The sequence below is a fragment of the Sorangium sp. So ce1335 genome (assembly GCF_051521615.1).
Lineage (GTDB): Bacteria > Myxococcota_A > Polyangia > Polyangiales > Polyangiaceae > Sorangium.
This window is the reverse complement of record NZ_CP150363.1, coordinates 6,993,338-7,018,017: the sequence shown is the minus strand read 5'-3', so window position 1 is coordinate 7,018,017 and position 24,680 is coordinate 6,993,338. Positions and strand designations below refer to the sequence as shown.

At 73.8% G+C, this 24,680-nt stretch carries 15 protein-coding genes; 6 read left to right on the top strand and 9 right to left on the bottom strand.

The window, feature by feature from the left end; translation table 11 throughout:
* Positions 1-126 precede the first annotated feature (126 nt).
* The 5 genes from WMF24_RS25940 to WMF24_RS25920 all read right to left on the bottom strand — a co-directional run bounded on the left by WMF24_RS25940 (position 127) and on the right by WMF24_RS25920 (position 7,517).
* Complete coding sequence (locus tag WMF24_RS25940) at positions 127-1,737, bottom strand: trypsin-like serine peptidase (protein WP_437730068.1); 1,611 nt, start codon at positions 1,735-1,737, stop codon at positions 127-129.
* Positions 1,738-2,046: 309 nt separating this feature from the next.
* Positions 2,047-2,538 carry a hypothetical protein gene (locus WMF24_RS25935; RefSeq protein ID WP_437730067.1) on the bottom strand — a complete coding sequence of 164 codons (492 nt, stop codon included), beginning with the start codon at positions 2,536-2,538 and terminating at the stop codon, positions 2,047-2,049.
* A 76-nt stretch (positions 2,539-2,614) separates the two neighbouring features.
* A complete protein-coding gene (locus WMF24_RS25930) occupies positions 2,615-5,560 on the bottom strand; it encodes a CHAT domain-containing protein (protein WP_437730066.1) in 2,946 nt (981 codons plus the stop codon).
* A 275-nt stretch (positions 5,561-5,835) separates the two neighbouring features.
* The gene (locus WMF24_RS25925) at positions 5,836-6,768 is read right to left on the bottom strand and encodes a hypothetical protein (protein WP_437730065.1); all 933 of its coding nucleotides are present in this window, start codon (positions 6,766-6,768) and stop codon (positions 5,836-5,838) included.
* Positions 6,765-7,517: an RNA polymerase sigma factor gene (locus tag WMF24_RS25920; protein WP_437730064.1), complete on the bottom strand. Its 753-nt coding sequence runs from the start codon at positions 7,515-7,517 to the stop codon at positions 6,765-6,767. Before WMF24_RS25920 ends, WMF24_RS25925 begins: the two co-directional genes overlap by 4 nt.
* Before the next feature lie 572 nt (positions 7,518-8,089).
* On the opposite strand from WMF24_RS25920, the gene WMF24_RS25915 reads away from it, so the two are divergent.
* The 4 genes from WMF24_RS25915 to WMF24_RS25900 all read left to right on the top strand — a co-directional run bounded on the left by WMF24_RS25915 (position 8,090) and on the right by WMF24_RS25900 (position 13,864).
* A complete protein-coding gene (locus WMF24_RS25915; protein ID WP_437730063.1) occupies positions 8,090-9,913 on the top strand; it encodes a hypothetical protein in 1,824 nt (607 codons plus the stop codon).
* A 27-nt stretch (positions 9,914-9,940) separates the two neighbouring features.
* A complete protein-coding gene (locus WMF24_RS25910) occupies positions 9,941-11,071 on the top strand; it encodes a hypothetical protein (RefSeq protein WP_437730062.1) in 1,131 nt (376 codons plus the stop codon).
* 29 nt (positions 11,072-11,100) lie between these two features.
* Entirely contained in the window at positions 11,101-12,177 is a 1,077-nt protein-coding gene (locus WMF24_RS25905; protein WP_437730061.1) for a catalase family protein, read from the top strand.
* 154 nt (positions 12,178-12,331) lie between these two features.
* Positions 12,332-13,864 (top strand): sigma 54-interacting transcriptional regulator, encoded by a 1,533-nt coding sequence (locus WMF24_RS25900; protein ID WP_437730060.1) that lies wholly within the window; start codon positions 12,332-12,334, stop codon positions 13,862-13,864.
* Between the two features lie 97 nt (positions 13,865-13,961).
* On the opposite strand, the gene WMF24_RS25895 is transcribed toward WMF24_RS25900, so the two are convergent.
* Positions 13,962-14,396, bottom strand: a complete 435-nt coding sequence (locus WMF24_RS25895) for a globin domain-containing protein (RefSeq protein WP_437730059.1) — start codon at positions 14,394-14,396, stop codon at positions 13,962-13,964.
* 356 nt (positions 14,397-14,752) lie between these two features.
* Here WMF24_RS25895 and WMF24_RS25890 point away from each other — a divergent pair, with 356 nt between their 5' ends.
* Complete coding sequence (locus WMF24_RS25890; protein ID WP_437730058.1) at positions 14,753-18,754, top strand: serine/threonine-protein kinase; 4,002 nt, start codon at positions 14,753-14,755, stop codon at positions 18,752-18,754.
* Between the two features lie 109 nt (positions 18,755-18,863).
* Here the strand turns inward: WMF24_RS25890 and WMF24_RS25885 are convergent, their stop codons facing one another.
* The 3 genes from WMF24_RS25885 to WMF24_RS25875 all read right to left on the bottom strand — a co-directional run bounded on the left by WMF24_RS25885 (position 18,864) and on the right by WMF24_RS25875 (position 22,613).
* Positions 18,864-19,871, bottom strand: a complete 1,008-nt coding sequence (locus WMF24_RS25885; protein ID WP_437730057.1) for an anion permease — start codon at positions 19,869-19,871, stop codon at positions 18,864-18,866.
* The gene (locus WMF24_RS25880; RefSeq protein ID WP_437730056.1) at positions 19,868-20,485 is read right to left on the bottom strand and encodes a DUF47 domain-containing protein; all 618 of its coding nucleotides are present in this window, start codon (positions 20,483-20,485) and stop codon (positions 19,868-19,870) included. Before WMF24_RS25880 ends, WMF24_RS25885 begins: the two co-directional genes overlap by 4 nt.
* A gap of 493 nt (positions 20,486-20,978) precedes the next feature.
* Positions 20,979-22,613, bottom strand: coding sequence for a CotH kinase family protein (locus tag WMF24_RS25875; protein ID WP_437730055.1), 1,635 nt, complete (start codon positions 22,611-22,613; stop codon positions 20,979-20,981).
* 376 nt (positions 22,614-22,989) lie between these two features.
* On the opposite strand from WMF24_RS25875, the gene WMF24_RS25870 reads away from it, so the two are divergent.
* On the top strand, positions 22,990-24,525 hold the full coding sequence (locus WMF24_RS25870; RefSeq protein WP_437730054.1) for a serine/threonine-protein kinase: 1,536 nt from the start codon (positions 22,990-22,992) through the stop codon (positions 24,523-24,525).
* Positions 24,526-24,680 lie beyond the last annotated feature (155 nt).

Below are 24,680 nucleotides of genomic sequence, written 5' to 3'. Positions count from 1 at the left end.
GGGCCTGCGTCGTACCGGCGCAGGCCCGGCCCGGCACCTTCAGGGCCTGATGGCGAGCCGCGCTGGCGTCGGGCGGGGGACCGCGGCGGCCATCGTCTCGATCGGCGTGCGCGCCCGCAGGTCCCGCTAGGGGCAGACGTCAGGCACCCCGCGCGGCACGCAGCGCTGGAGATGGCTGCGCCACTCGCACCCCACGGTGAGGGCGCAGAACAGGGGCCCCTGGTTCTCGCTGCACTCGGTGCAGGCCTCGGCGTCGCCGACGCAGGTCGGCCAGCAGGTCCCGTTGCAGCTCCGGTAAGAGCACCCGGCCGTCGCGGCGCAGGCGCCCGCGTCGCCGTCGTTCGCGCGGCAATCGACGAGGCCGATGGGCCCCATCGTCCCGCCGCACACGGCGTCGACCGGCGTGCCGGTGGGCAGGCATTGCCCCGTGCAGAGGTAGTACGAGCAGCCCGCCTCGGCGTCGCACCCGGCCACGTCGCCGTGGTAGGGCGCGCAGAGCGACGGCGGCACCTGCTCCGCGCACACCGTCTCGAGCGGCGTCCCGCGCGGCCGGCACTGGCCGTTGCACCAGTAGAACCCGCAGCCGGTCGTCGCGTCGCAGCCCGCGATGTCGCGGTCGTGCGCCCGGCACGTCGCCTCGTCGGGCGGCGCACACCCGACGTCCAGCGGCGTGCCCTTGCGGTGGCACCGGCCCGAGCAGCGGTAGTAGCCGCATTCCGCTGCGGCGGAGCAGGCGGGCTCGTCGCCATCCATGTCGCGGCAGTCCGTGCAGGCCTGCGCGATCGCCGTGCCGACAGGCCAGCACGCGTCCGAGCACGCGTACCACCTGCACGCCGGGTCGGCGTCGCACGACGCGACGTCGCGCGCCCCGCCGCACGCGTGGCACGCCTGCTCCAGGGGAGTCCCCTTCAGCCAGCAGCTCCCCGAGCAGTCGTAGTATCCGCAGGCGCCGCCGCAGTGATCGGCCGAGAGCGCGCGGCACGCAGGGTCGTAGTCGCCGACGTGCGAGAAGACGTCGTACTGCAGGGACGGCAAATACTTCAGCCCCCCCGGGCCGTGAATGACCCCGGCGACGTACATGACGCCGCCATCGACCCAGAAGACGGGTCCGCCGCTGTCGCCGCCCTCGACGTCGAGGCCGCCGCTCGTCTTGAACAGGCGCGTCACCGGCAGCCCGTCACGCTCCTCGTCAGGCTCCCAGCCGTCGAACTCCCCCACCGGCGCCGTCCGGCAGGCGTTCAGCCCCGCCGCGCCCGACGCCGAGAGCGTGCGGGAGCCCGCGGCCGCGACGTCGGCCAGGAGCGCGTGGGCGCCGGGCTGGTCGCGCTCGAACTCGATGATGGCCACATCGCGGTCGGGCGCCGGGTAGACGGCCCGCACCTCGCGGCGGATGAGCCCGGCCGCGATGAGCGCGTCGATGTCGGCGTCGGGGCGGATATCGAGATCGCCCGACCAGTGCCAGGTGTCTCCGGTCGTCAGGCCGCAATGGCGCGCGGTGAGCGCGATCGTGGGGGAGAGCATCACGCCGGCGCAGCCGGTGCCGATCGAGAACGGCTGGTCCCGATCACCGCAGTTGCCGTGCTCGTCGCAGCCCCATTGTCGAAAGAGCACGACCTCGCTGCGACACCCCCGCGCCTCCGTCTTGATCGCTCCGTCCGCGCTCCCCACCTCGTCGGATCCTGCCGGCCTGGCGCAGCCGGCGGCCATGAAGGCGGCGACACACAGCCATCGGATCATCTCACGTCGACCTGTCATCTCGGTACCTCGCTTGCATAGGGCAGTTCAGGACGACCACCCCTCCAGGGCCACACGGGCGCGGGCGCCGCGCGCACGTCGGCCCGCTGCCCGGCGCGCGCGCCGAGGAGGCGAGGGCGGCATCCAGCGCAGCGCGGCGCGCCGTCGGAGCCCCTCGATGGTCGGGTGGTCAGGGTCTTGTTCGCCGGCGCCCGCGCGCGTCTGACAATCTTTTTGATCCGGTGGGCAGCGGCGCCCGTGGTCCGCGGCGGGCGCCGGCGCCGGCTGGATTCCTTTCTGGTTCCGCGCGGGTCACTGACCCAGGGCTCTCCAGCCCGACCACCTTTCCTGGAGGGAGGCCCCGATCTGATAGACCGCGCCGGTCTGCTCGATCCAGCGCACGGCGCCCCAGTCCACCGCGGTGTCCTTCATGGGCCCTCCGGGGACGGAGAGGATGATCGCGCCGCCGGTGTAATCCGCGGACGGCTTGAATGCATAACTTGCGATGAGCCCGCCGGCTTGCGAGTAAAGGTCCAGGCGCACCTGAGCCAGCGCGCCCCGGGCCCCGATGTACAGATAGAGCCTCTGCTGCTGGAGGACGTAGGCGGCGCACGCGCCGCACTGGGGGTCCGAGGGCTGCGGCTCCTCGTCGTCGGGCTCTCTCGCGAACTTGAAGCCCGGCGTCTGCGGCGAGCGCACCTCGACGGGCGCGGCCGGCGCTGTCGCCGCGAAGGCCGCGCCGGCCGACGGGTCGAGCGTCGCGAGGAGGAGAGAACCAAGGCCTGACACGAATCGATGCACCATCCGCTTCTCCGTTGTCTTCTGGGGTCGCTCTCTTCTTCGCCGTCACGCCGGCGTTGCTGACGCTGGTTTCGTGCGCTCACGGGACCAGCGCACGAAAGCTCGCCCAGTCGGACGACGGCGCCGCGCGCCGCGCGGCCAGCACGGCTTCCCGGAGACGCGCTCCCGCGTCGGCGGTCGCGAAGCCGGTGTTGTTGTACAGTGTTGATGTAATCTGCTCGGCCACGGCGTCGTTCACCGGCCGCGTCGTCGCGATGACCGAGCCGGCGCCCGCGAGGAGGAACGCCTGCGCCAGGCCGAGCCCGAGCCCCGCGTCGCCTGCGGTGGCCGCCGTGCGCGCCGTGTCGCAGCCCGAGAGGACGATCCGGGCGGGGACCTGCCGGAGCGCCAGGACGTCGCCCACGGCGAGCTCGCCCCCCGCGGCGAGCGGGAGGCTGCTGTCCCAGCCGTCGCGCCCCCCGAAGGCGCCGTGACCTGCGTGGTGGAACACGGCGATCCCGGGCCGCTCCAGCGCGTGGCGCAGCGCGGGGTGCGTGGCGGCGCCGCCCGACAGCCGCGCGACGAGCAGCCCCTCGGCGGAGAGCGCCCCCGCGACGCGCTCGCCCTCGCGCCGCGCCGCCGGCAGATCGCCGCGCGGATCGACGACGACGAGCGCGCCGTCGCCCGCGCGCGGGGCGGCGGCGCCCGCGCTCCGGCCGGGCAGGTCCATGCTGTACGTCACCGGCGCGTGCGCGATGAGCGGTGCGCCGACCCAGGGCAGGGCGTGGAAGTCGACCTGCTCGAGCGCGCCGCTCGGCACGAAGCGGATGCGTCGGGCCGCGGCGATGCTCTCGCGGAAAGGATCGAGGAGCGCCGCGGAGAGCTCGGCGGCGGGCGTCGCGGCGGAGAGCCCGGCGGCGGGCGTCGCGGCGGAGAGCCCGGCGGCGGGCGTCGCGGCGGAGAGCCCGGCGGCGGGCACCGCCACGCCGGCGGCGCCCGCCGCCGCCGACGTCGCGCCGAGCCGCCTCGCCGTGACGCCGGCCCGCGTGACAGCGAACCCCGCCCAGCCGTCGCGGACGCGGTGATAGATGAGCATCAGCTCGCCCTCGTCCAGCGCGGGCAGCGCCAGCGCCCCGTCGCCGGCCGGCTCCGGCGCCGCGCGCCCCAGCACCGCGAGCGCCTCGTCGAGCGTCGCCCGGATCGCCTGGTGGCGCTGCTGCCGGGCGGCGGTCGCGCGCTCGAGCTCGTCGGACGCGAGCCGCCAGTCCTGCCGGTCCTCCGCGTCGAACGCCTCGCGCGCGCGCCGGTACGCTGCCAGGGCGCCCTCCCAGCGCGCCCGCTCCGCCGCGCCCAGCGCCTCGATGCGGTGGCTCCACGCGAGCGCCGCGAGCGCGCGGCCCCGCGACCGCCGCGCGGCCCCGAGCGCCCGCGCCGGATCGCGCCGCAGCAGGAGGTCCACGCGCAGCCGCGCGCTCTCCTCGAGGCGGCCGAGGTACGTCCCCCTGCCCTCGCCGAGCGGCGCGAGCAGCCCGAGCTCGCCGCGCACCGACTCCGCGGCGGCGTAGGCTGCGTCCGCCTCGTCGAGGCGCCCCAGCGCCTCGAGCGCCTCGCCGCGCCCGAGCGCCGCGCGGTAGCGGCCGTGCGCGAGCGCCGACAGCTCGGCGAGCCGCGCGAGCCGCTCGTAGGTCCGCAGCGCGCCCGCGCCGTCGCCGCGCCCGAGCGCGATGCGCCCCTCGATGTCGAGCCAGTGCAGCGCGAGGCGGGCGTCGGGGCTCGGCGCCGCCCTCCGCGCCCCGTCGAGGTGCGCGCGCGCCTCGGCCGGGCGCCGCGCGTAAAGCGCGAGCAGCGCGAGGTTTGTCAGCGCGTTGGCCTTGCCCGCGGGCCTCGGGCACGGCCCGCTGTACAGCGCGATCGCCTGCTCCAGCGCGCCCGGCCCGTCCTCGGCGCTGCCGCCGGCCTCGGCCACGTGGAGCGCGTTCCACCCGACGTCGTTCAGGAGCGACGCGCGCTCGCACGGGGGCGCGCCGGGCGGCGTGGACGCCTGCACCTCGCGCAGGAGCGCCCGCGCCTCCGCGGCGCGCCCGAGGCTCTGGAGCACGTCGGCGCGCTGCTGCATCACGTGGCGCCGGTGCGCGCGCAGGCCGAGGCGCTCGGCGCCCTCGGCCGACGCGTCGAGCTGCCGGAGCGCGGAGCGCAGGTCGCCGGTCTCGAACGAGACGAGCGCCGCGTAATAGTGCTTCATCGCGCGCCCCTCGGGGTGGCTCGCCTCGAGCGGGCCGAGCGCGTCGAGCGCCGCCCGCGCCTCGGTGAACCGCCGCCCGTTGTAGAGGAGCGCGTACGAGAGGGCGAACCGATCGAGGAACTCGTCGGAGATCCGCCCCGCCGCCCGGTGCGACCGGATCGCCTCGTCGAAGCGCGGTATCGCTTCCTGGATCCTGCCGCGCGCGAGGTCCACGCGGGCGAGCTTGCCCGTCGCGCGCGCCCGCGTCGCCGGGTCGGGGCTCGCCGACAGCGCCACGAGCAGCGCGGCGGCCTCGTCGAGCTTGCCCTGCCGGCGCAGGGCGTCGGCCTCGTCGAGCGCGGGCGCCGCGCCCGGCGGCAGGAGCCGCGCGCGGAACGACGCGCGCGCGTCCGCGCCCTCGGCCGTCACCGCGAGCTCGCGCGCGCCCTCGGGCGCGTGGATCTCGGTGAGCACGCCGCCCTGGAAGGGCACGCCGCCCGGCGCGACGGGCGCCGCGTCCAGCGCGATCGAGGCGCGCGCCTCTGCGGGCACCCTGATCCAGACGCGGATCGTCCGGTCGTCCGGCAGCTCGCACACGGGCCCGGCGAGCACGGCGGCGCAGCCCGCGAGCTCGACCTCGAGCGGCAACGGCCGCCGCTCGGGGGCCGTGCGGTGGCGCGCGTCGCCGCCGCACGCGAGCACCGCGAGGCCGAGGAGCGAGAGCGCCGCCGCGCGCGGGGCCACCGCGGGCGCGGCGCGACCCGGCCGCCAGTCACCCCGGCGATCGTCGATGCCGCCCGAGGTGCTCGGTGTCCTGGAGCTCATGCCTCGGGAGCGGGGTTCCCGCCCTCAGCCACGAGCGTGCCCAGGAGCTCGTCCGACGTCCAGACGTGGTCGGTGATGCCGGCCTGCATCGCGGGCGCGACGCACCGCGCGCGCACGACGCGGGTCAGTCAGGTCGTAGGCCACGTGGTTGCGTGCCATAGCGGCGGCGTGGTGCCCGCCTTCCTTCGAGAAGACATGAAGAGATCGGCGCATCGGCCCGTTCGTGTGGCTGGCGATCTTCAGCGGGAAAACCCCTCGGAACGGCGCGGTGCTGGCTAGTCGTGCAGCCGTATCTCGCGCCGCAGCAGCCGGTAGCCCGGGGGGGGCCCGAGCCTCGGCGCGCGCAGGACGTCCTCGGGCCCGGCGGGCAGCGATCCGGGCCGCCCGATCGCGAGCGCGATCTCCAGGTGGCCCGCGGGCACGCCCCGGAAGAGCGTCTTCCGATCTCCCGCGATGCGCGCCGCGCCCTGGCTCGACAGCTCGACCTTCACGTCCCAGGGGCGCGCCCCCCCGTCGCGGATCAGGAAGGCGCGCACCTCGAGCGGGCCCTCGACCCGCGTCGCCGGCCGGAGCGTGATCTCGAGCCTCGATTCAGGGCCGACGCTCGTCGCCTCGCCGCCGGGCGCCGGCTCCGCGCCGGGGTTCCGATTCGTCGAGCGCAGCGCCTGCTCGCCTCCCGAGATGGCGATTGCGTACACCGGCACTGGCGGGAGGGACGGCGCGCCCGGCAGCGCGGTCGGGGCGCTGCCCTGATCCCGGCTCCCGGGCGGCGCGAGCCGGAAAACGAGCAACAGCGCCGCCGCCGCGGCCAGGGCGCCCGTCGCGGCGAGCACCGCGGGGGCGCGGCGCTTCACCGGCAGCGGCAGCACCTTGCCCGCGCCCTGGCCCGCCGCCGCGCCCGCGGCCGCCGCGCCCACGGCCTGCGCGCCCGGCGTGGCCCGCGCTGGCGGGGCGTCGCCCGGGGGCTCCGGCGCCTCCATCCCCGCGAGGATCCGCTCGACGATCTTCCCCCGCGCCTCTCCGTCGAGCGGGCGCGACGCCTCCCAGGCCTCCCGACCCTCCGCGTCGCGCCGCGCCAGCTCCTCGAGCGCCGCGAGCTCGCGCTCGTCCAGCGCCCCGCGGATCCGCGCCGACCAGCGCGGATCGCTCGCGCGGTCCTCGGCGCGCGCGGCGTCCGCCACGGCCCTGAGCAGCTCGTCGTCCCTCATCGGCTACGCCTCGCGGTCGATGTCCCTTCCGGGGACGCTGTCCCCCTCGGCGACGCGTGCACCGCGGCCTCCGCCTCGGCCGCGAGCTCGGCGGCGATCCCGCGGACCTGCCGCGCGAGCCGGCTCCGCCAGGCGTAGACAGCGTCGGCGGTCATCCCGGTGATCGCGCACACGTCCTCGGTCGAGCGCTCGTCGACGAGCAGCAGATAGAAGAGCTCGAGCCCGCGCTCGCTGAGCCGCTCGCGGAGGCGGCGCGCGATGGCCGCGAGGGTGTCGCGCGAGATCATCGCGGGCTCCGGCCCGGTGGCCTCGCTGGCGCCCTTGTCGAGGGTGTCGTCCTCGGTCGGCGCCTCGGTCCACGGGTTGCGGCGGCGGCTGCGCAGGATGGAGGCGACCTCGCGCTCGGCGACGAGCCCGACGAAGCCTGGCAGCGACAGCCCCCGCGCGGCGTCCCACTGCCGGAGCGTCCGCCCGCCGTCCGCGAAGAGCGACAGGAACACGGTCTGGGTCATGTCCTCGACCTCCTGGCGCACGTCGCGGTCCCCCGCCGCCCGGCGCCGCCGGAACAGCGCGCGCGCCACCCGCTCCTGGATGGCCGGCGTGAGCAGGTCCACGAGCTCGCGGAGCGCCGGTCGCTCCCCGGCCATCGCCCGCGCGATGAGCGCGGCCTCCGACGCGCCCCGGGGCTCCGGCGCGACCGCGTCCGCGCCCCTCGACGGCAGCGCCGGTCGAGGAGCCCCTGTCGCCATCGGCGCACGACTACCCGCGCCCTGCCGACCCGTCAAGCCGGGGCCGGCCCGCGCGACGGCCGCGACGCAGGCCGCCCAGAGCACAGACAGGCGCGGTCCGTCACACCCGCCGCACCCGCCGTGTCTGTTGCATCTGTTGCATCTGTTGCGCGCGTTGCGCCCACGACCATGGCGCGTGCGTCCCTCTCATCACGATCTCCACGCTGCGGCCCGGCGCGCTCCGACAGGGATGGACGGGGCAACGATCCCGCGGGCGCCGCCGCGGTCCCACTGGCCTGTTGCCGACGGAGCTTCGCTGCGCCGTCCGGCCATGGAAAGCACCCCCCGAGCGTGCGGGCCCGTGCGTGCGTGCGCGCACGCTCCGTGCGCTCGCACCGCCAGTTTTCTCCAGAAAACACCCGCATTTGGCCGCCGCGCACCGTGGCCCACCCCGTGCTTGGGGCGAGGCTGACCCGCAGCGTGGCGCAACCCGCTGCCGCCACGCCCCTGCTGGCCGAGGCCTGCCGGTCCGGCGCTGTCGTCCCGCGCGACGGACGCCCCGCTCGCCCCGCCCCGCCAAGGAGAGCTCCGCGATGCCCAACGACGACGATCGCATGGTTCCGAGCAGCATGTCTCCCGTGACCGTCCGGCACTACGACCGGGCGTCCCGCACCGTGATCGACACGGCGCCCCCGCAGCCCGGAGAGCTCGAGGTCGCCCCCCGGAGCGCCGGCAAGGGCGGCGCGTGGATCCACCAGAGCATCCTGGGCGCCGCGACCTGGCTGGGCACGAGCCGCGCCGCCTTCGGCATCCCCCTGGTCACCTTTGTTGCGCTGCTCACCGTCCTTTTCTTCCGACCTCGCCAGCTCGCGTCGACAGTCACGGTCGACCTCCACCTCCCCTCGGAAGGGGCCATTCCCGCAGCGCAGCCCGTGGGCGGCGTGGAGCCCGATTGCCAGAAAGACCCCGTGTGGTGCTTCCGGTACGGCGCCACGGGCACCGAGTTCGTCGGCGGCGTCCCTTACTGGATCTTCCGCGTCATGCCGAAGATCTTCGAGGACGAGTTCAAGGGGCGCGGCTACGATCGCTTCGGCTTCGGCGAGGACGACAAGGCCTATTACCATTCGCGCCCGGTGGGCCGCGGGCTCTTCCTCGCCGACTCCACCCTGCACGTCCCGCTGCTGCGCACCAGCTTCGCGCTGAAGCGCGTCGCGATCAACTGCTCCGGGTGCCACCGCGGCGAGCACGAGACAGCGGACGGTAAGGTCACCTACGTCGACGGGATGCCGAACCACACCGCCGACCTTCAGGGATTCAAGCGCTTCTTCTCGCGCGCCTTCCTGGACGAGCGCATGACCGGCGACCGGCTCATCCACGAGATCAACCTCGCGCTCGCGCAGGAAAAGGCCCCCCCGCTCACGGTCCGCGAGCAGATCGTCTATCGGGTCATCCTCTCCGAGCTGAAGCAGCGGGGGCGCGCGGCGACGAGCGCCTGGATGAACCTCCGCGCCGACAACGGACCGGGGCGAATCGACCCCTTCAACGCGGTCAAGTTCGAGGTCCTCGACGCGCCCGACGACGGGAGCGCCGCGCAGATCGACTTCCCCTCGCTGTGGAACCAGCGCGAGGAGATCCGGCCCTGGCACCACGTCGACGGCAACACGAGGAGCTCCATGGCCAGAAACCGCGGCTCGGCCATCGGCGTCGGCGCCGTCGCGATGTCGCTCCCCAAGGACGACATCGACGCGATAGGGCGCTGGCTCGATCGGGACCTCCCGGCGCCGGAATACCCCTTCACGGCGCCCCCGCCGGCGCGGGTGTCGCGCGGCCGCGCGCTCTTCGTCGTGCACTGCGCCTCGTGCCACGGCCTCTACGACCGGCAGACGCGGACGGTCGAGCAGGTCGCGGGCAGCCGCTACATGGAGCGCATCGACGTGGGGACCGATCCGGAGCGCTCCAAGGCGTTCATGAAGCCCGCCGCCGAAGCGCTCAACGCCTTCGGCGAGCGGCGGCACCTCTGGGAGAAAAACGCGTTCCGCCCGGTCAAGAGAGCGGGCGAGTACCTCGCCGGCCCGCTCGACGGGATCTGGGCGCGCGCCCCCTACCTCCACAACGGCTCCGTGCCGACGCTGGGCGACCTGCTCAAGCCGCCCGCGCCGCCCGGCGAGCTCGATCCGGACGAGGCGCAGGCGTTCCGGCCGAAGCAGTTCTACCGCGGCGGCCGGCGCTTCGACGAGCAGAACGTCGGCTGGCTCTCGACCGAGCCGATGGAGGGAGAGCGCGCGCTCTTCCTCTACCGCGCCGTCGACGCCAACGACGAGCCGATCCCGGGCAACGGCAACGAGGGGCACACGTACGGCACCGGCCTCCCGCCCGCGGACCGCGAGGCGCTCGTCGACTACCTGAAGACCCTTTGAACGAACCGGACCAGAAGGAGCATAGCGATGATCCCCCTCTTGGAAACCGCGCTCGCGTTCGCCCTGATCATGCTCACAGCGAGCCTGTTCGTGAGCGCGGTCGTGCAGGTGATCATGAACGTCGGGCGTTACCGGTCCTGCGTCCTCATCCACATGCTGCGGTCGCTGATGCACGGGTTCCGCACGTTCCACAGGGACCCGGAGATCGTCGACCCGGTGACGGGACGCCCGGCGCCCGACGCGCTCGAGAGGAGCGCTGAGTGCGAGATGCGCTTCGTCCACGAGGTGCTCGCGGATCCGGTCCTCCACGCGCGCAGCGCGAAGATCGCCGCCGGGACCGACCCCGAGCAGCTCGCGCTGCAGGTCGAGTACATCGACGCCGACGACCTGATCACCATCGCCGCCGGCGCGTCGGTCCCCATCGACGCGGAGGGGCGCGAGCGCCTGCTGCCAGGCCGGTGGGTGAGCAGCGGCCAGGGCGGCGCCGTCGTGACGAAGCGCTACGCGACGCTCGAGCAGTTCTCCGCCTACGTGCGCCGCTGGTTCCCCACCCTCGAAGGGACGGCATCCCAGACGTTCAAGCAGCGCGCGCGGCGGCTGACGCTCCTCGTCTCCATGATGGTCGTCGTCCTCTTCAACTTCGACGGCTTCCAGGTGCTCGCCCGGCTCCACCAGAACGGCGCCGCGCGCGGGCAGGTCGTCGCGCAGGCGGACACCGTGACGGCCACAGCGGTCCGCCTCGGCGAGGGCACGTCCGCGCAGCGCGCGCCGGACGAGCTCCGCGACGCCACGCTCCAGGATTTCGGGCTCGAGATGCAGAAGACGGCGACCCTCCTCGACGAGGCGAAGCTCGGCCTCGGCTGGCAAGAGAGCTGGATCGTCGAGCGGTTCTGCGCGTACCGCGGCGAGAGCCTCGCGGACCGGCCGACGTGGCTCCAGCTCCTGCGCGATACGCTGTTCTGGCTGGCCGGGCTCGCGTTCTCGTGCGGGATGCTCTCCCTCGGCGCGCCCTTCTGGGTCACCACGTTCTCGCAGCTCATCCAGATGCGCAACGAGGTGCGGCACCGCAAGCAGCAGGAGAGCGCGTCCGGCGCGCGGGCCACGAGCGGCGCCCTGGCGCTCCCCGCGCGCGAGCGCGCCGTCGCGAGGCCTTCCTGAGACGCCCGAGGGGCAGAGAGGACCTTGTCATGAACACGACGATCCGGCTCCACGAGGAGTACCCGCCGCCCGGCGAGGAAGAGACGATTCGACAGCTCATCGAGCTCATGAAGCGCAATTACGAGCGCGCTTACCCGGCGGGCGTCTCCCCGGCGCTCCGCGGCGTGCACCCGAAATCGAACGGCTGCGTGCGGGCCGATTTCATCATCGATGACGGCCTGCCCGACGAGCTCCGTCACGGCGTCTTCCGGGAGCCGCGCGTCTACCCGGCGTGGGTCCGCTTCTCGTCCACATCCCCGCGCATCCAGTCCGATATGCAGCGGGACTCCCGCTGCATGGCGATCAAGCTGCTCGACGTGCCGGGGGAGAAGATCCTCGACGGCGAGAAGGACGCGACGACGCAGGATTTCCTGATGGCGAACACGGACGCGTTCTTCGCCAGGAGCGTGGCGGACTACGCCGAGCTCATGTCCGCCACCGGCGCGGGCAAACCCCTCTCGTTCTTCTTCTCGTGCAGCCCGCCCCGCCTCCGGCTGCGCGAGCTCATGAACTACGTCTCCGTCCTGCTCAAGCCGGTGAAGAACCCGCTTCACGCGCGCTACTGGAGCCAGACGCCGTTCCGGCTCGGCGAGCGGGCGATGAAGTTCTCCGTGGTCCCCCGGCCCTGCGGCGCGCCCCGGGTCGAGGTCGAGCCGGGCGACGACGCGCTGAAGCAGGCCGTGGCGCGGCAGCTCGAGCGGGGGGACTGGATGTTCGACTTCCTCGTGCAGCTCCAGACCCACCCGACGAAGACGCCCATCGAGGATCCGACCATCCGCTGGAGCGAGGACGTGGCGCCGTTCCACAAGGTCGCGACGATGGTGATCCCGGCGCAGCGCCTCGACCAGCCGGGACGGGCCGAGTTCGAGGAGAACCTCTCGTTCACGCCGTGGCACGCCCTGCCGGCGCACCGGCCGCTCGGAGGGCTGAACCGCGCCCGGCGCGCGGTCTACGAGGCGATATCGAAGCTCCGTCACGACAGGAACGGGGTGCGCCGCGAGGAGCCGAGGACGCTCCGCGCATGGCGTGGGCGCGCGCCGTCGAGCGCGCAGCCGCCGCTCGCCTGACAAGAGAGGTCCTGCCCGCCCGCGCCCGAGGGCAGGGAAGGGGGCGCGCGGCGGCCGATCTGCGCAGTACGGAGCGCGCCGACCCGAGCCCCGGGAAGGTTACCGATGTCGGTGTCGGTCTATCGTGATAAACTCACGTTTCGGAATTTCATCCGTGACGTCCTCCACGACCTTGACCGAGCCCAGCGCCCTGTGGTGCCGGAACGACCTGGAGCCGGAGCGGCCTCCGGAGCTCTTTCATCTGGTCATCGCCTGGTCGCGCGAGGAGCCGAGCCGCGTGGGCGAGGCGGCGCTCGTCGAGGGGCGGTGCGTCCTCGGCCGCGGCGGCCCCCAGGCGCAGGACGGCGCGCCGCGCCTCGCCTTCCACCGCCAGCGCCCGATGGGCTGGGCCGCGATGCCGCCGCTGGAGGGGCCGCGGATCTCGCGCCTCCAGCTCGAGATCGAGCCGACCCAGGACGGGCTGCTCGCGGTCCGGTCGGTCGGGCGCTGCCCGCTCTTCATCAACGGCCAGCTCGCGACGCAGGGCCTCCTGAAGCCCGGCGACACGCTCATGCTGCAGAACGCGCTCGTGCTGCTCGTCGTGCGGCGGCGGTGGAGCCTCGAGGTGATCCAGTCGCTCCGGGAGGCGCCGCGGTTCTCGTTCGGCGACGCCGACGCCCACGGCATCGTCGGGGAGAGCCCGGCCGTGTGGGCGCTGCGCAGCAGCCTCGCGTTCGCGGCGCAGTCCGGCAACCACGTGCTCGTGCGCGGCGAGAGCGGCGCCGGAAAAGAGCTCGCCGCCCGCGCCATTCACGCGCTCTCCCGCCGCCGCGCGGGCGTGTTCGTCGCGCGCAACGCGGCGACCTTCCCCGAGGGCCTCGTCGACGCCGAGCTGTTCGGGACGGCCAGGGGCTACCCCAACGCCGGCAGCCCCGAGCGCCCCGGGCTCATCGGCGAGGCGGACGGCGGCACCCTCTTCCTCGACGAGATCGGCGAGCTGCCGCCGCACCTGCAGGCCCACCTGCTGCGGGTGCTCGACCGGGACGGCGAGTACCAGCGGCTCGGCGAGTCGCGGGTGCGCCGCTCGGATCTGCGCGTCATCGCGGCGACGAACCGCCCGGACGAGTCGCTGAAGCACGACTTCCTCGCCCGCTTCGTGATCACGCTGAGCGTCCCCGGCCTCCCCGAGCGCCGCGAGGACATCCCGCTGCTCCTGCGGCACCTGCTCGTCGCCGTCGCCGCGCGCGGGAGCCCGGAGCTGACCGATCGCTTCTTCGAGCGCCGCGGCGACCGGCTCGCCGAGCCGCGGATCGCGCCGGCGCTCGTCGAGGCGCTCCTCCGCCACGCGTACACGCACCACCTGCGCGAGCTGGAGCGGATCATGTGGATCGCCCTGAAGTGGAGCCCGGACAGCTTCCTCGCGCTCACGCCCGAGGTCCGCGCGGCGCTCCGCCCGGAGGCGACCGAGCCCAGGACGGATCCCCCCCGGGCCGGCGCCAGGCTGGAGCCCGGCAAGTCGAACCCGCCGCAGCCGTCCGACTCCAGCCCCCCGATCGGGCGCGCCGAGATCGAGGCCGCCCTCGTGGAGGCCCAGGGCAGCGTGACCGGCGCGGCGCGCATGCTGGGGTTGAAGAACCGCTTCGCCCTGTACCGGCTCATGAAGCGCCACGGCATCGCCGGGCCGGACGAAGAGGTGAGCGAGGGGTGAAGCGGCGCGCGGCGGGCGAACGCGGGTGAAGCGGCGCGCGAACGCGGGTGAGGCGGCGGACGAGGCGTGAGCCGCGGCCGGGCCCGCGGCGCTCGCCTCACGCGCCCCGCGCGGGCGGCGCAGGAGCGTGTTCGCCCGCGCGCATCCGGGCGACGATCGCGCCGTACGCCCTCGTCCACGCGTCCCGGTGCGCCTCGGTCCACTCCGCGGCGCTCACCTCGCGCAGGGCCGCGACGAGCGCCTCGCCGAACCCGTCGTACATCTCCGGGGTCACGCCGTAGGCCACGTGCCGCGCGCCGAGCTCCGCGAGCTTCTCCGTGATCCAGGCGTCGTCCTCGAGGTGGTCGAGCACCGCCATGAGCGCGCGCTCGAACATCGTGCCCTGCGCGCCGGGGCTGTTGCGCGTGAAGAGCGGCCTCGCCTGCGGGTACCGCTCGAACAGGACCCGATAGAAGAGGCGAGGGAACTCGTGATCTCGCTGCACGACGAGCTCGAAGCTGTCGCGCAGCAACTCGGCATCCTGGGACGACATGAGAGACCGCTCCTCCGTCACGATGGGACGACCCCGCGCGGTCAGGCATCGTTCGTGCCCCGGAGCGCGCCCCGGAGCGCGCCCCGGAGCGCGCGATTCTCCAGCCGGCGCGCCGGCCCCCGGCGTGCGCGCACGGCGCGCGCACGTCGGGGGCCGGTGCGCGCACGCTTCAGCAGCGCACCCGAGCGTTCCTCTGCCCACCTGGGCGCCGCTCGCCCCGCGCGACGGCGCCCGCGGCCGAGCGGGCCACCAAAGCAAAAAGCGATCCGTCCGGCTGCCCAGTTGGTATCCTCGATCGCGCACGGGGCGGTCATGCCGCGCTCCCGGTGCGGCCGTGGTGCTGGAGGGCTCGAACCGTGTCGTTCCTCGAAGGTTCTCTGGTTGCGGGTCGGTTCCTGATCGAAGCGCTGGCCAGGAAGGGCGGCATGGGGGAGGTGTTCCGCGCCCGGGACATGACGACCGGCGCGCCGGTGGCCCTCAAGCTGCTGCACGCCGACGCCGAGCGCCCGGAGGAGACCGAGCGTTTCCTGCGGGAGGCGCGGCTCCTCTCCGACCTCAAGCACCCCGGCATCGTCGAGTACCTGGCGCACGGCAAGGCCCAGGACGGCCGGCCGTTCCTCGCGATGGAGTGGCTGTCGGGCAAGGACCTCGGCGAGCGCCTCGATGGCGGCCCGCTGCGCGTCTCCGAGTGCGTGACGCTGCTGGCGAAGGTCGCTGACGCGCTCGCCGTCGCCCACGCGCGGGGCGTCGTCCACCGCGACATCAAGCCGGGCAACCTGTTCCTTCGCGACGAGCGCGTCGACGGCGTCGCGCTGCTCGACTTCGGCATCGCGCGCTGGTCGGTGGCCGGCATGTCGCTCACGCGCACCGGGCGCTTCGTCGGCACCCCCGGCTACATGGCGCCGGAGCAGGCGCGGGGCGATCGCGACCTCGCGCCCAGCACCGACATCTTCGCCCTCGGGTGCGTCCTCTTCGAGTGCCTGACCGGCAAGCACCTGTTCGGCGGCCGGGACCTCGTCGGCGTGCTCGCGAAGATCCTGTTCGACGACGTCCCCGCGGTCGTCTCGCTCCGCCCCGACACGCCGCCCGCGCTGGCCGGCCTGCTCGCGCGGATGCTCGACAAGGACCCGCTCCGGCGCCCCCCCGACGCCGCGGCGCTCCGCGCCGAGCTCGCCGCCCTGTCGCTGCCGGCGTGGGACGACGAGGCGCCGGCGCCCTCGCTCGCGGCGCCGCCCACGTCGCGGGCGCTCACCGGCGAGGCGATGCAGCTCCTCAGCGTCGTCCTCGCCATGCGGGCCGCCGGCGAGCTCGGCGATACGCTGCCGCCCGCCTCGGTCCAGACCTGGTCCCGCCCGACGCGCGACGCCCTGCGCTACCGGCTCGCGCGCATCGGCGGCCGCGCCGAGTGGCTGGCGGACGGCTCGCTGATCGTCATCGTCGCGGCGTCCAGCAGCGCGCACGATCAGGTCTCGGCGGCCGCCCGCTGCGCCATCGAGGTGCAGCAGCACTGGCCCGAGGCCCGCATCGCGCTGACCACCGGCCGCGGGCTCGTCCAGGGCGGGGTCCCCGCCGGCGAGGCGATCGACAGGGCGGTGGCGCTGCTGCGCGTCGGGGCGGAGCCGACGCTGACGGCCGACGCCGAGCCCTCCTACGCGGCGATCGAGCCGGGGATCTGGCTGGACGAGCTGAGCTCGCGGCTCCTCGAGTCGCGCTTCGTCGTCACGACGCTCGGCGGGCAGCTCGTGCTGCGGGGCGAGCGCGCGAGCGTCGACGAGTCGCGCCCGCTGCTCGGCCGCCCGACGCCCTGCGTCGGCCGCGAGCAGGAGCTCTCGATGCTGCTCGGCGCGATCGAGGGGTGCGTCGAGGAGGCGATGCCGTCCGGCGCGATCGTGATCGCGGGGCCCGGCATGGGCAAATCGCGCCTGCGGCACGAGCTGCTCCGGCGCCTCGCCGTCCGGGCGCCCGGCGTCGCGGTGCTGTGCGCGAGCGGCGCGCCGATGACCGCCGGCTCGCCCTACGGCCTGCTCGGCGAGGCGCTGCGCCGCCACTGCGGCGTGGCGGTCGGCGATCCTCCGCCGGCGCAGGAGGCCAAGATCCGCGAGCGCGTCGCCCGCCACGTCCCGCCGGCCGACGCCGAGCGGGTGAGCGAGTTCATCGCGGCCCTGTGCGGCGTCGCGATCGAGCAGCCGAGCGCCTCGCTGCGCGCCGCGCGCGGCGACCCGAAGATCATGAGCGAGCAGATCCGCCGCGCCTTCGTCGAGCTGCTGAGCGCGGAGACCGCGGCGCAGCCCTGCCTCCTCGTGCTGGAGGATCTGCACTGGGGCGACGCGGCCACGGTCAAGCTCGTGGACGCCGCCCTGCTCGAGCTGCGCGAGCGGCCCTTCTTCGTGCTGGCCTTCGCGCGGCGCGAGGTGCACGACGTCTTCCCGAAGCTCTGGGACGGGCGGGTCGTGCAGCGCATCCCGCTCGCCGGGCTGACCCGGAAGGCCGCCGAGCGGCTCGTGACCGCGGTGCTCGGCGCCGACGTCCCGGCCAGCCTCGTGGCGCGCATCGTCGAGCAGGCCGCCGGCAACGCGCTGTTCCTGGAGGAGCTCATCCGCGCGGTCGTCGAGGGCAAGACCGAGGGGCAGCCCGCGACGGTGCTGGCGATGCTCCAGGCGAGGCTGTCGTGCCTCGAGCCCAGGGCGCGCAAGGTGCTTTGCAGCGCGAGCGTGTTCGGGCAGACGTTCTGGCGCAGCGGCGTGCTCGTCCTCCTCGGGCAGGAGCGCACGACCACCGGCGGGGACGGCGCGGACCGCTGGCTGGAGAGCCTCGTCCGCTCCGAGATGGTGGAGGTGCAGTGGAGCAGCCGGTTCCCCGGCGACGCGGAGTACCGGTTCCGCCACGCCCTCGTGCGCGACGCCGCGTACGGCCTGCTCGCCGTGGAGGACCGCGTCCTCGGCCACCGGCTCGCCGGGGCGCACCTGGAGCGGGCGGGGGAGGCGGACCCGATGGTGCTCGCCGAGCACGCGCACCTCGGCGGGGAGCTCGAGCGCGCCGCCCTGTACTACCTGCGCGCGGCCGAGCAGTCGTACCGGAGCAACGACTACGACGGGATGCTCTCGCGCGTCGAGCGCGGCATGAGCTGCGGTCCGCGCGGCGACGTGCTGGGCCGGCTGCTCGGGCTGAAGCTCGACGTCTGCTTCCTTCGCGAGGACTGGCAGGTCGGCCTGGAGATCGGCAAGGAGGCCATGTCGGTGCTGTCGCGGGGCAGCGCCGCCTGGAACAGGGCGGCGGGCCGGCTCATCGTGATGACGGGCCACCTCGGCCTGTCGGACGAGCTGGAGTCGCTCGTGAACGCGATCATGAGCAGCGAGCCCGAGCCGGGGGGCGAGGCGGCGTGCTGCCTGCCCGTCTCGGCGGCGATCACGGCGCTCAGCCACTGGGGCATGCGCGATCTGTCGCTGCGCCTCATCACACGCCTGGAGCAGCTCGCGACGCGCGTGCCCGAGAGCGAGCAGCTCGCGCACGCGCAGCTCCGCTTCAGCCGCTCCACGTTCCTGCGGCTCCTCGGCGACGACCCCTGGCAGGCGTACGAGGACGCGCGGCGCGCCGAGGAGGTGTTCGCGGAGGTGAGCCCCTGGCGCTGGCGCGAGTTCGCGGCGAGCTCGAACGCGCTGGCCATGGCGGAGCTCGGGGAGTGCGCCGAGGCGGAGCGCAAGCTGCGCGAGTCGCTGGAGCGCTCGCTGCGCATCAACGACGCCTTCACGCTCTCCAGCGTCCGCGTCTGGCTGATGATCCTCCTCGCCGAGTGCTGCGCGCCGGAGCACCTGGACGAGATCGAGGCCCTGGCGAACCAGCTCATCAAGCTCGGCGCCATGGAGGCGACGATGGGGCCGGCGCACGGCGCGCTCTCGCGCGTCCAGATGGCGCGGGGCCGCCTCCCGGAGGCGCGGGAGGAGGCCGAGAAGGCGCTCGCGATCCTGCAGCGGGACAGGTTCTACCGGCCGCTCGTCTACCGGACGCTCATCGAGGTGCTGCTCCGTGAAGGCCGCGTGGAGGCCGCCCGGCAGGCCGCGGACGACGGGCTTCGCTACCTCGATCTGCTCGGCGGCTCGCTAGGGTACGGCGAGATCCCGCTGCGCCTCGCGGTCAGCGAGGCGCGCCTCGCCGCCGGGGACGCGGCGCTCGCGCGGGCCGCCATCGAGCAGGCGCTGCGCGCGGTCGAGGTGCGCGCCCGGAAGATCCCCGACGCGGCCGCGCGCCTCCGCTACGTCGAGCAGGTGCGCGGGAACGCGCGGGTGAGGGAGCTCGCGCGCGCGTGGCTCGGGCGCGACGTCGAGCGGCCGCCGGGCGGCGGGACGTCGAGCGACGGCTAGGCGGGCGCGCGCGCCCCGGGCGAGGGCGCGCGCGGGCGCGGCTCCCGATCGCGCGCGACGCGCGGCGGTCGCGCCGGTCGCGCCGGTCGCGCCCGTCGATTCACGGGGATCAGGGCGCGCCGGTCAGCGCGCGGGCGATGGCGTAGATGAGCGCGGAGAGCAGCGCCGAGGCCGGGATGGTGAAGATCCAGGCCCAGACGATGCGGCCGGCCACGCCCCAGCGCACGGCCGACAGCCGGCCGCCCACGGCGCCGACGCCGACGATCGCGCCGGTGATGGTGTGCGTGGTGCTCACCGGGACCCCCAGCGCCGTCGCGCCGAAGAGCGTGGCCGCGCCCGCCGTCTCCGCGGCGAAGCCGCCCACGGGCTTCAGCTTGGTGATCTTCATCCCCATCGTCCTCACGATCCGCCACCCGCCCGACAGCGTGCCAAGGCCCATGGCGGCGTGGCAGACGAGCACCACCCAGAGCATCGGCTCCATGCGCTCGCCGCCCTCCTGGACGCCGGCCGAGATGAGCAGCGCCGTGATGATGCCCATGGTCTTCTGCGCGTCGTTGCCGCCGTGCCCGAGCGAGTAGGCCGCCGCCGAGACGAGCTGGAGCCGCCGGAAGCGCACGTCCACGACCCGGGGCGACCAGGCCCGCCCGAGCCACCGGATCGCCTGCATCAGCGCGAACCCGACGATGGATCCGAGCAGCGGCGCGACGACGATGAACGCCGCCGTCATCCCGAAGATCTTCGCGTCGAGCACCGAGACGCGGCCGGCGTTGAGCACGGCCGCGCCCGCGAAGCCGCCCATGAGCGCGTGCGACGACGACGAGGGCAGGCCCCACCACCAGGTGAGCAGGTTCCAGACGATCGCGCCGGAGAGGCCCCCGAGGATGACGTTGGGGGTGATGAAGGCCGGCTCGACGCCCTTGGCGATGTTGCGGGCGACCGTCGGCTCGAACAGGGCGAACGCGATGAAGTTGAACAGCGCGGCCCAGACCACCGCGGTGCGCGGGGAGAGCACCCGCGTCGAGACCACGGTGGCGATGGAGTTGGCGGCGTCGTGGAAGCCGTTGATGAAGTCGAAGACCAGCGCCACGACGATGATGGCGAGGACGTAGGTCGTCATGCGTGCTCGAGCACCACGCCCTCGATGATGTTCGCGACGTCCTCGCAGCGATCGGTGGCGTTCTCGAGCTGGTCGTAGATGTCGCGCCACTTCATCACGAGCAGCGGGTCGCTGCCTGCCTTGAAGAGCGCCGCCAGCGCCACCCGGTAGTGCGCGTCGGCGACGTTCTCGTGGCGGTTGATCTCGACGCAGAGCTGGAGCAGCCGCTCGCGGTCCTTCATGTCGCGGAGCGACGTGGTCGCCGCGCTCATGGTCACGCACGCGGTCACCACCGACTCCGCGAGCTTTCGCGCCTCCGGCATCGCGGTCTCGATCTCGAAGAGGACGATGCGCTCGCTCGCGGCCTCGATGCAATCGAGCACGTCGTCGAGCCGGGTGATCAGCGCGTGGATCTCCTCCCGGTCGAGCGGGGTGATCCACGTCTGGTGCAGCGCGGCCAGGCAGCGGTGGGTGATCCGGTCTCCCTCGTGCTCGATCTCCTTGATCTTCTTGGCGATTTCCGGGGCGTCATCAAGCCGGTCGAGCATCTCCAGGAGGAGCTCGCTCGCGCTGACGCTCTTCTGCGCGTGCTCGGCGAGGGCGTCGAAAAAGACGGCATCTCGGGTCAATCCCATGCCGCGGTCGTAACCCGGCGCCGCGGCGCGCGTCAACGCGCGCACACGCCCCCAAACAGCTCGTTTATGGACGCAAACAAAGGGAGTCGGCTCCGCCGCCCGCGAGGTCCGCTGTCGGGCCATGCCATCCCGTGCGTTCCAGTTGTGGTGAGTATGTACAATTCCACTTCTCGCCCAGGTTTCACCCGCTGTTCGTTCTCCAGGTGCTTCGATCGGGTGACCGCGGGGCTGGCGGCGCGGGGGGAGCGCTCGCGGCGGGTGGGCTGAGCGGCGGGCCGCCGCTCGCGGCGGGTGGGCCATGGCGTCCGGAGGGCTCCTGGGGCGACGGGGCGCTGCTCCTCGCCCCGTCGCCAGCGGCGATCCCCTCGACGTCGACGAGCTCGCCGACGCCCCCCCGACGCCCCCGCGACGATCGTCTCCGGGGGGACGTCGCCGGTCGCGGACCTGGCGAAGCGCCGTGGGGCGGCGCTCGCCTGTCGGCGATGCCAGGGCGTCACTGCCCGAGGAACGTTGTCACGTCCTGCTGGCGCGCGCTGGCGTGGGCGATCAGCGCGTCGAGGGCCTCGTTGAACGAGGCCTCCGACTGGATGAAGGTGTGCCCCTCGATCTCGCCCTCCGGGCCGACGACGTACGGCGCGATCAGCGCGTGGGCCTCGCGGAAGCGCTGCTCGGCGGCGGCCGGCTCGTACTCGACCTCCACGGTCCGGGCGAGGTAGCCCCGGTACGCCTCGGCGTAGACCTCGTCGTCGAGGAGCAACCGGATGAGCGGCCAGTCGTCGGTGATCTCGTCCAGCGAGAGCGACATCCCCTGTCCGCCGATCCCGCCCGTCGAGAACGCGAAGCTGTGATCCCAGGGGATCCACCGGAGCTGGCTGTTCCTCTCGGCGTCCGCGTACAGGTAATAGTTGTGCGGCATCCGGCCGTACTGGTCCCAGTCCTGGATCACGGTGTTGACGGCGAGCCAGCGAAGGAAGCCGTCGACGTCGAGGCGGGCCTCGATCCCGGCGCGCCACGCCGCCGCGTCGGTCCGGTCCGCGTGGAGGGCGTCGAAGAGCGCCTGGGCGTCCGAGAAGTCGGCCTCGTCCTCGTTGTTCTCCTTGCCGAGCGTGTCCGGATCCCAGGTGGCCCAGGTCGCGCCGGGGCCGTCGGGCTTGTAGAGGTTGCCCTCGTCGTTGCCGAACTGGGTCCTCAGGAACACCTTGTCCGAGGGGAGCTCGATCCCGGTGTACAGCCCGAAGTACGTCGGCCCGTCCCCGTGATCGACGAAGACCCTGTAGAAGGCGGTCGCGGGCACGGGGACCCCGGCCTTGCCGAAGATCTCGGTGGCGATCTTCTCGCGCAGGAGCGACTGGTCCGCCGTGCCGTTGGAGAGGCTCAGGTTCTTGAAGCCGTAGAACCGCTGATCCTTGATCTCCGGATGCTCGTCCTCGAACCTGTCGAACGAGAGGCGGAGCGGGAGCTTCGAGATGCCCTGCGACCAGGCCATGGAAAGGCTCGAGTTGCCCTTGAAGCGGATGCCGACGTGCTGCCACGTCCGGTCCTCGGTCGCGACGTCGCACTCGACGTAGACGGGCGTGCCGTCGATCAGGTCGACGTCGCCGCCGCCCGGCCCGCCCGGCCCGCCCGGCCCGCCTGGACCGCCTGGACCGCCGCTCGGCATGCAGAGCAGGCGGCCGTCGATGAACTCGGCGCACGTCCCCGCGAGCTCGTCGCCGAAGAGCTGCGCGGTGCAGGCCTCGTCGGCCGCGAGGCCCTCGCACGCGGTGAAGAGCTCCTCCGGCGGCCCGCCGCCCGGGCCGCCGGGGCCACCCTGGCCGAAGGGGCCCACCAGCTCGGTCATGTTGTCGAGCATGGCCTGCCAGTTCTCCGGCGTGATGGTGATGTCGAGGCGCGGCACGCGGTCCTGCGGGAACGCTGCGTCGTACTCGGGGGCCTCCTTGGCGTCGCCGTCGCCGCCGGTGCCCGCGCCCCCCGTGCTTGCCCCTCCAGCGCCTCCGCCTCCCGCGCCCGTGCCGGCGGTCGCGCCCGCGCTCGGGTTCGTGTCGGGGGGCGAGTCGCCGCAGCCCTGAAGCGCCGCGGCGGCGAGCGCAATCGCCGTCGCCGCGGTCATGAGGAACCTGTTCTCCATGGAGTCACTCCCGTGCTCGTGTGGTCCGTGGGGATGCTGTTACGAAATCTTCTCGCACGGGTGAAGAAATTGTTTCCATGTGCGAACAGCCCTCGACGCGTCCTTCGGGTACTTTCTCGAGAGCGGCTTCGGCGCGAACGAGAGCGCGCGGGGGGTCTACCTGATCGTTGTCATCTCGGTGGCGCCGGTCCTGTTCGGAGCCCTCGAGCACAGGCCAGCAGGAGCAGAGCCTCGTGCAGTTCGGGACGGAGCCGTGGCCGGTGGGGCCCGAAAAGCCGAGGGGCACGGCGCTGTGGCCGGTTGCTCCCGGCGAGGGTGGTGGGAACGTGTGCTCCTTGTGCTCCGCGCCGCCGCCCGGCTACGCTATCCTCCCACCATGCCGCAGCAGCCCGGTGTCCCCCCCGGCGTCCCCGTCGTCGGCGACGTCATCGCGGGCAAGTACCGTGTCGAGGGCGTCCTCGGAGCGGGCGGTATGGGCGTGGTCCTCGCGGCCTGGCACCTCGTCCTGGAGCGTCGCGTTGCCGTCAAGTTCCTGCTCCCCGAGGCCGCCTCGCTCCCCGACGCCGGCGCCCGCTTCCTCCGTGAGGCCCGCGCCGCCGCGGCCCTCGAGGGACAGCACCTCGCGCGTGTCCTCGACGTCGGCACGCTGGACACCGGCGCGGCCTACATGGTGCTGGAGTACCTGACCGGCGAGGATCTCGGCCAGGTGCTCCAGACCCGCGGCCCCCTCCCGCTCACCGAGGCGGCCGACTACCTCCTGCAGGCCTGCGAGGCGCTCGCCGAGGCCCACGCGCGCGGCATCATCCACAGAGATCTCAAGCCGAAGAACCTCTTCCTCACCCGCCGCCCGGACGGGACTCCGATCCTCAAGGTGCTCGACTTCGGCCTGTCGAAGTTCATCGCCAAGGGTGACTCCGCCAGGGAGGCGAGCATCACGGCGACGGGCCTCACCATGGGCTCCATTCATTACATGCCGCCCGAGCAGATTCGCAGCCTCAAGTACGCGGATGTGCGCACGGACATCTGGGCCCTCGGGGTGATCCTGTATCGCCTGCTCACCGGGCGACACCCGTTCGAGGGCGATGGTGTCGCCGCGGTCGCGGCGGCGATCATGGTGGACACGCCCCCATGGCTCCTGACCCTGCGCCCGGACCTGCCGCCCGAGGTCGCGACGCTCGTGAGCCGTTGCCTCGTGAAGGAGCCGAACGCCCGAGTCCAGAGCGTGACCGAGATCGCCCGCGTGCTCGCGCCCTTCGGGACGCGGCGCGCGATACTCTCGTTCGAGACGATCGATCGCCTCTTGCCGGAGCCCGCCTCCCACGTCACCCGCTCGCCACCGGCGGGCGCTGCCACCGCGGGGCCTGGCGTGCTCGGCACGTCGTCGACCTCGTGGGGTAGAGGGCCCGGAGCGTCGATGACCATCACGACAGCCCCGATGTTCGCGCCCGGGGGCACGCTACCGCCGACCGACAGCGAGACGGCTGGAACGGCGCGCGCCACGCTGCCTCCTTCGTGGAGCAACACCATGCGAAGCCGCGCGCCGCGCGGTCGTGTGGCGCTGCTCGCCGGCGCCGCCGGAGCGCTCGTCCTGGTCGGGTTCTTCCTTGCGTTGTGGCTGACGGCAGGCGCGCCCGCGAGCAGCGTCGCGCCCGCCGGCAGCGGCGCCCCAGCGAGCACCGGCGCGCCCGCGACGACGAAGCCGGCCTCCATGGCGGCCGCGGCCGCCGCGCCAGCGCCCAGCGTCCCGGCGCCGCTCGCGAGCGCATCCGCGGCCGGCGTCACGACGTCGCAGGTCCAGCAGCTGCCGCCCACGCGCAAGTCGAGCCAGCAATCACTGAAGAAGCCACGCGTGCAGCCCGGGCCAGAATCGTCGAACAGCCCGCCGCTCCCGGAAGTTCGAGTAAAGTTTTGAGGTGCTCTCCATCTGTCAAGGAGGCACCTGCTGCGCGATGCCATAGGTAGGGGCTCGCCGCAGGGCAGTGGACGGCCAGCTGCCTACATCCGCATGCGGTCGAGTTTGTACGCCCGGAACCACTGGCGAGATCCGAGCAACGCAGGTTCGCCTTC